Here is a 3,923-nt window from a genome sequence, read left to right as displayed (position 1 = left end):
GTCCCAGGGCGGCCAAGCGGGTCTCGAGGTCGCGCGCCTCGGGCTTGGAGAGGCTCTTCCGGTGCAGGTACGCCAGGGTGGCCTCCGGGGTCCGGGCGACGGCCTGGTGCAGGAGCTCGTCACTCGCCGCCTCGAGGGCGTGACTCGGCAGCAGGTGGCCAAACGCGATGCGACGGCCCAAGGCGACGTCCGTGTGACGCGGCGCATAGTGACCGCCGCCGATCCCCACGGCGACGGCGGCGTCCACGGGCTCGAGCGCGAGGAGGGTTCGGGCGATCGCCGCAGACGCGTCGGTATCGGCCCACTCCCTCTCCGTGCTCCCCTGTTCGATGTAGAATGTCGGGGTCTCGAGGTACGGGCCATGGTGCGTCGCCTCGAAGGTGACCGCATAGGGTAGCCCATGGGCCTCGCGCTTCAGGAGGCGGAGCGCCCCGGTCATCCATCGGGGTGCGGCGGGCACGAGCGCCCCCGGGCGGCCGCCCAGCTCCGCGCCGCCGGGATTGCCGATTGGATGGACCGTGAGGCTCGGGGTCCGGCTTTCCGACCGATGCTTCGAGAGGTAGACGAGGAGCGCCGCGGGCTCACCGTAGGCGGCCAGGATGTCGCGGTCTAGGTGGTCTCGATACAAGTGATGTTCCCGGATCGAGACGAGGACGACGTCGTGCCGCCGGTGGGTCGGCATCCCCTCGAACCGCGGGCCCTCCTGCCATCCCGCGAGGGCGAGCAGAGCGGCTCGCTGGTTCACGCTCGCCTCGTCCGCCTCGGATGCGACGAACACCTGCACGGGACCGGGGAGCGAGTCGGCGTGGAAGAGCCTTCGCCCGGCTCCGTCGCACAAACTTTATGACCCTTCCCCGGGTACCGCGCGCGACCAGCACCATGGACGTCCTTTTCCTCTCGTCCGTCCAGGGATACCAGACGGACCGCGTCCGTGAAATCGCCGAGCGGCTGCGGGCGGACCGTCCCGACCTCACCGTGCGCCTCCAATCGCCCGAGGAGAGCGCCTCCCTCCTGGCGAAGTACAAGCTCAAGTTCGGTCCCGCGATCGTGATCAACGACCGCCTCGAGTTCGTCGGCATCCCGCGGTACCGGATGCTCCTGGAGCGGCTTGAGATCTCGAAGCAGCGCGCCTTGGCGCCGCCGCCGGCGGCGGCCGCACCCGCGCCTGCGCCGAGGCCCGCTCCGGCCGGGCCCGCGCCGTCCGCGAAGCCCGGAGGTCCCGCGGGCTAGAGCGGAAGCGATGGAACAAAGTTGAAATTCGCGGGCGGAGTTGCATCCTCCCGGAGAATCGTTTGGAAGGGCCGGTTGCCAATGGGAAGCCCTGGGGCGTGGTGTGCGTTCGTCCGCTTCATGCGCGAACGTTCATCGCCCACGAAAACTATATGACCGCGCCGATCCATCGATTCATCGGGGTTCGGGATGTCCGACGAGGACCGCCACCCCGGGGTCTGAAAGCGAAGGAACGGGACGGGCTCCATGAGTCCTGAAGACGAGTTCGAGGAGACGCGGCGGGCAATCCACCGCATGCTCAAGGATGCCTTCGAGGGCAAGCTCGGCGTGTTCCGCGAGCCCTTCATCTACGGTTTCACCGCCCGCGCGCGCGAGAGCCGGGTCGAGCCCTCGCGGCCCGCCGTGGAGAACCCGGAGGTCGTCACGCGCGACCCGCTCGTGGACGTCATGCTCACAGAATCCGCCATCTACCTGACCGCGGAGATGTCCGGGGTCACGGGGGACGACATCCGCGTCGGATTCGACGAGGGGAAGCTCACAATCCAGGGCGAAGGGGACCGGAGGTACTACTCGTCCGTCGATCTCCCGGCCGACGTGGACCCCGACACCCTCAAGCACACGTTCAAGAACGGGGTCCTCGATATCGTTATCGCCCGCAAGCGCACCTTGTCGGCATGAGGAAGGCGGTCCCGTGGATGCGCTCCACAAGGTCGACCAGAAGCTCCACCATCTCCGGCGTGTGGAGGCCGGCTACCGCAAGTCCATCATCCGGGCCCGCGAGGCGATGAAGGAGAACACCGCGGATCCCGTGAAGGCGGAGCGGAGGTTCAAGAGGGCCAAGGGGAAATTCGACCGCAAGATCGAGCGGCTCCAACCGAAGATCAAGCAGCTCACCCTCCGCCGCGAGGAGCTCAAGGACCGCGGAGCCGCGAAGGGCTAAGCCCTCAGAGTCCGTTCCCGCCCGTGTGGCCCCGGCCGCGCGCGCCCGACGGCAAGACCTGGATGCGACCGCGGCTACGATCCGCGTCTGCATGCGTTGTCGGCTCCATGCGACCCGGACGAACGCGGTCCCCGGGGAAGGAGCCGCGAACGCGGACCTGGTTCTGATCGGAGAGGCGCCGGGACACGACGAAGACCTGGCGGGCCGTCCGTTCGTCGGGCGGGCGGGTCGCATCCTCGATGCCGCGTTGAGCGCCGCGGGACTTCCGCGGCAATCCGTCTTCATCACGAACGTGGTCAAGTGCCGTCCTCCCCGGAACCGCAAACCCGTTCGGTCGGAGGCGGAGGCGTGCCGCCCGTACCTCCTAGGCCAGATCGCCTGCATCCGGCCGCGGCTGATTGTCACGCTAGGCGCCACAGCCCTCCGGGGGCTCATGGGCCCGGGGCTTGAGCTCCGAGCCGTCCGAGGCCACATCCTCCGGCTGGGCGCGATTCCCGTGATTCCGACCTACCACCCGGCCGCGGTGTTGTACAACCGGAAGCTGGAGGGCACCCTCAGGCGAGACCTCCGGGCCGCCGCTCGACGCCTCGGCCGGCGGAAGCGCCCGGCGCGGCGGCGCGGGGCTACCGGAAGAAGGACCTGACCTTGTCGATTGGCCACGCGTTGACGACGTCGGCGGAGGTGAGCCAACCCCTCCGCGCGGTACCGACCCCAAATCGCATGGCCTCGAGTTCCGCGCTTGAGTGGGCGTCGGTGTCGACGGCGAGGACGCAACCCGCCGCCTTTGCCGCGCGCGCCTGAGCCCCGGTGAGATCCATTCGGGTCGGCCCCGCGTTGATCTCGATGGCGGTCTGGGTGCGGGCGCACGCTGCGAAGACCTCATCGAAGTCGACCTCGATCGGATCGCGCGCGCCGATCAGCCGAGCCATGGGATGGGCCAGGACGTTCACGTACGGATTCTCGATGGCCGCAACGAGCCGCTCGGTCATCTCCTTCTTCGGCAGCGTGAACTTCGAGTGGATCGACGCGAGGACGTAGTCGAACTCCTTCAACACGCTGTCTGGATAGTCCATGGCGCCGCCCTCCAAGATGTCGCACTCCGTCCCTGCGAGGACGACGAACCCTTTGAGTCCCCGATTCAGTTCGCGAATGCGGTCGCGCTGCTCGAGCGCCCGCTCGCTCGTCAGCCCGAAGGCCACGACCGCGGACGGACTGTGGTCCGAGATGCCGACGTAGCGATAGCCGCGATCGCGGGCGGCGGTCACCATGGCCTCGAGCGGCTCCCTTCCATCCGTGGAATTCGTGTGGACGTGAAAGTCCCCCTGGATATCGGTCATCCCGACCAGGTTGGGAAGCTTGCCCTCGAGGGCGGCCTCAATTTCGCCGCGGTCCTCCCGCATCTCGGGCGGGATGAAGGGCAACCCGAGGCCCGCGTAGACCTCCTCCTCGGTCGCGCCCGCGAGCTTCTCCTCGCCGCGGAAGAGGCCGTATTCGTTCAGCTTCAGACCCTTGCCGACCGCCATTCCGCGCAGGTGCACGTTGTGGTCCTTGGATCCCGTGAAATACTGGAGGCCCGCACCCCAGCTACCGGCCTCCAGGATCTCGAGGTCCACCTGGAGCGAGCGGTTGGCGCCAGCGTACCCGGCGTACTCGACGAGGACGCTCGATTTGATCTCGCCCTCCGAGTAGACCTGCTTCACGGTGGGGAAGGTCGTGAACGCACGGAGGACGGCGCGCACATCCGGCGCGGTCA

6 protein-coding genes are annotated in these 3,923 nt (G+C 68.2%); 4 read left to right on the top strand and 2 right to left on the bottom strand.

The window, feature by feature from the left end; translation table 11 throughout:
• The coding region (locus tag VEY12_03710; protein ID HYM39240.1) for a D-aminoacyl-tRNA deacylase at positions 1-784 on the bottom strand (784 nt) is incomplete at its 3' end.
• 95 nt (positions 785-879) lie between these two features.
• Between VEY12_03710 and VEY12_03705 the strand changes: the two genes are divergently transcribed.
• The 4 genes from VEY12_03705 (at position 880) to VEY12_03690 (ending at position 2,813) form a co-directional block, all read left to right on the top strand.
• Entirely contained in the window at positions 880-1,230 is a 351-nt protein-coding gene (locus VEY12_03705; GenBank protein ID HYM39239.1) for a hypothetical protein, read from the top strand.
• 246 nt (positions 1,231-1,476) lie between these two features.
• On the top strand, positions 1,477-1,908 hold the full coding sequence (locus VEY12_03700; GenBank protein ID HYM39238.1) for an Hsp20/alpha crystallin family protein: 432 nt from the start codon (positions 1,477-1,479) through the stop codon (positions 1,906-1,908).
• Between the two features lie 13 nt (positions 1,909-1,921).
• Positions 1,922-2,170: a hypothetical protein gene (locus VEY12_03695; GenBank protein ID HYM39237.1), complete on the top strand. Its 249-nt coding sequence runs from the start codon at positions 1,922-1,924 to the stop codon at positions 2,168-2,170.
• Between the two features lie 25 nt (positions 2,171-2,195).
• A complete protein-coding gene (locus VEY12_03690) occupies positions 2,196-2,813 on the top strand; it encodes a uracil-DNA glycosylase (GenBank protein HYM39236.1) in 618 nt (205 codons plus the stop codon).
• On the opposite strand, the gene VEY12_03685 is transcribed toward VEY12_03690, so the two are convergent.
• Positions 2,794-3,923, bottom strand: a 1,130-nt coding sequence (locus tag VEY12_03685; GenBank protein ID HYM39235.1) for a PHP domain-containing protein, incomplete at its 5' end; no start/stop codon positions are given. The genes VEY12_03690 and VEY12_03685 overlap by 20 nt on opposite strands.

The sequence above is a fragment of the Thermoplasmata archaeon genome, from assembly GCA_035632695.1.
In the GTDB taxonomy this organism is placed as follows: Archaea; Thermoplasmatota; Thermoplasmata; order RBG-16-68-12; family RBG-16-68-12; genus RBG-16-68-12.
Note: the sequence above shows the minus strand (reverse complement) of the source record. Positions and strands in the feature narration are given on the sequence as shown.

Bases quoted from the DNA above. Each gene is read 5' to 3' on its own strand.
- VEY12_03700 (HYM39238.1), top strand. From the start codon at position 1,477: ATGAGTCCTGAAGACGAGTTCGAGGAGACGCGGCGGGCAATCCACCGC.
- VEY12_03705 (HYM39239.1), top strand. From the start codon at position 880: ATGGACGTCCTTTTCCTCTCGTCCGTCCAGGGATACCAGACGGACCGC.